Source organism: Enterobacter cloacae complex sp. XAL002 (genome assembly GCF_049236805.1).
Classification (GTDB): Bacteria; Pseudomonadota; Gammaproteobacteria; order Enterobacterales; family Enterobacteriaceae; genus Enterobacter; species Enterobacter intestinihominis.
This window is the reverse complement of the sequence record NZ_JBMKJN010000060.1, coordinates 1-2523: the sequence shown is the minus strand read 5'-3', so window position 1 is coordinate 2523 and position 2523 is coordinate 1. Positions and strand designations below refer to the sequence as shown.

Sequence of the window (2523 nt, the reverse complement as noted above, 5' to 3'; positions counted from 1 at the left end):
AAAACACAACCCGCTACGGGGGAGACTTACCCGAAATCTGATTTATTCAACAAAGCCTCGTTAAGGTTAACCTAAGATTTCAGAATGATAATCTCTGCTTTGCAGCGAATAAGGCAATCATAATATTAGATTGAATTGTTGTAATTATCATCAATGTTTTTACTGGTTTACTATTTTCCGGAGGTGTTAATGCCTGTACTTTTCAGGGTGAAAGTTATTCCGCTGGTTTTACTTCTGGCAATGATCTTTGCGTTTTTACTTAACTGGCCAATATTGCTGCATTTTTACGAGATTTTGTCGCATTTAGAGCATGTCAAAATTGGTTTTGTCATTTCTATTCCCTTTGTTCTGGTTGCGGCGCTTAACGTTGTTTTTATGCCTTTCTCAGTTCGTTTTCTGCTGAAACCTTTCTTTGCTTTACTGTTTATCACTGGCTCACTGGTCAGTTATTCGACACTAAAATATAAAGTAATGTTTGATCAAACGATGATTCAAAACATTATTGAAACTAACCCCCAGGAAGCGCATTCCTATCTTAATGGCTCAATTATTATATGGTTCGTCTTTACCGGTATCCTTCCTGCCATCCTCCTTTTTTCAATAAAAATTCAATATCCTGAAAAATGGTATAAAGGCATTGCTTACCGTTTGCTCTCCGTGCTGGCATCGTTGAGTTTGATTGCAGGTGTTGCCGCACTTTATTATCAGGATTATGCCTCTGTCGGCCGCAATAACTCGACATTGAATAAAGAGATCATCCCGGCGAACTACGCTTACAGCACTTTCCAGTATGTTAAGGATACGTACTTTACGACTAAAGTGCCTTTCCAGACGCTGGGGAATGATGCTAAACGCGTCGTCGCTCACGAAAAACCCACGCTGATGTTCCTGGTGATTGGCGAAACGGCACGCAGCCAGAATTTCTCGATGAACGGTTATTCGCGTGATACCAATGCCTTTACCAGCAAATCCGGCGGCGTTATTTCGTTTAAAAATATGCATTCCTGCGGTACCGCTACCGCAATATCCGTTCCGTGCATGTTCTCGAATATGAATCGCACCGAGTACGACAGTAAAAAAGCATCTAACAGTGAAAATTTCCTCGACATCGTGCAGAAAACCGGTGTCTCGCTGTTATGGAAAGAGAACGATGGCGGTTGTAAAGGCGTATGTAGCCGCATCCCGACTGTCGAAATTAAGCCTAGTGATAACCCGAAACTGTGCGATGGCAAAACGTGCCATGACGAGGTGATGCTGGAAAACCTTGATGATGAAATCGCCAAAATGCCAGGTGATAAGCTTGTCGCCTTCCATATCATTGGCAGCCATGGACCGACTTATTACCTGCGTTATCCGGCTGAGCATCGCCACTTCATGCCCGAATGTGCACGTAGCGATATCGAAAACTGTACTCAGGAACAATTGGTCAACACCTACGACAACACCCTTCGTTATACAGACTATGTATTAGCTGAGATGATTGAAAAGCTAAAAAATTACAGCGATCAGTACAACACCGTGCTGCTTTATGTGTCCGATCATGGTGAATCATTGGGCGAAAGCGGGCTATATCTGCACGGCACGCCGTACAAACTGGCACCGGATCAGCAGACGCATATTCCGATGCAGGTCTGGATGTCACCGGGCTTTATCGCCGGGAAACACATCAACATGTCTTGCCTTGAAAATAATGCGGCGAAAAAATCATATTCCCACGACAACCTGTTCTCATCGATTTTGGGGCTGTGGGACGTAAGCACCAGCGTCTATAATCCTGACCGCGATTTGTTCCGCGAATGCCGTGGCTAATCGATTGTTAGTATAACAAAAAGCCTTACGGCAACCTGGTTGCCGTAAGCTGCAAGAATGCAATAAGGCTTATAATATGAAACAACTTACTTTCAACGACCTACGCAAGCAAAGCGCACAAGCCGCAAATTCCCCCCGCTTACGTGCCCATCATAATTTCCACCCTGAATTGAGCGACCCGGTGCAGCGTCTGGCTATTGCTATGGAACCGGGAACTTATGTTCGCCCTCATCGCCACCCGCATACTTTTGAACTGCTGACATCCCTTACCGGTCGCTTTTTGGTATTGAACTTTGATGACCTGGGTAACCTGACCCAGCGCGTCGTGTTAGGTGAGGACTGTAAAGTGCTGGAGATGGATGCAGGCACCTGGCATACCGTATTGTCACTGGATGAAGGCGGCGTTATTTTTGAGGTAAAACACGGTAGGTACCAGCCTGTTGCTGATCAAGATGCCGCCCCATGGGCCCCCGCCGAAAACGAGCCGGGAACTGCAGAGCTGATGAAATGGTACACACAGGCGCAAGTAGGTGATGGCGGATATCCGCGGTAATTAATGCGTTGCACGGAGTGCCATTCTCTCCTTCGCGCCAACTTCAAAGGCTAAGACGCTTCCTCCCAAATCACCTACTCGTAAACCTGTGGCAAGAGTAGAGGCACTGTTGCAAATAGTCGGTGGTGATAAACTTATCATCCCCTTTTGCTGATGGAGCT

General features: G+C 45.8%; 2 protein-coding genes. Both read left to right on the top strand.

What is annotated here, in order from left to right:
• Positions 1 to 189: 189 nt before the first annotated feature.
• A complete protein-coding gene (locus ACOT0L_RS23850; protein WP_001572373.1) occupies positions 190 to 1809 on the top strand; it encodes a phosphoethanolamine--lipid A transferase MCR-9.1 in 1620 nt (539 codons plus the stop codon).
• A 76-nt stretch (positions 1810 to 1885) separates the two neighbouring features.
• Positions 1886 to 2362, top strand: coding sequence for a WbuC family cupin fold metalloprotein (locus ACOT0L_RS23845; protein WP_001572372.1), 477 nt, complete (start codon positions 1886 to 1888; stop codon positions 2360 to 2362).
• Positions 2363 to 2523 lie beyond the last annotated feature (161 nt).

Coding starts and splice junctions, on each gene's coding strand:
- ACOT0L_RS23850 (WP_001572373.1), top strand. CDS start 190: ATGCCTGTACTTTTCAGGGTGAAAGTTATTCCGCTGGTTTTACTTCTG.
- ACOT0L_RS23845 (WP_001572372.1), top strand. CDS start 1,886: ATGAAACAACTTACTTTCAACGACCTACGCAAGCAAAGCGCACAAGCC.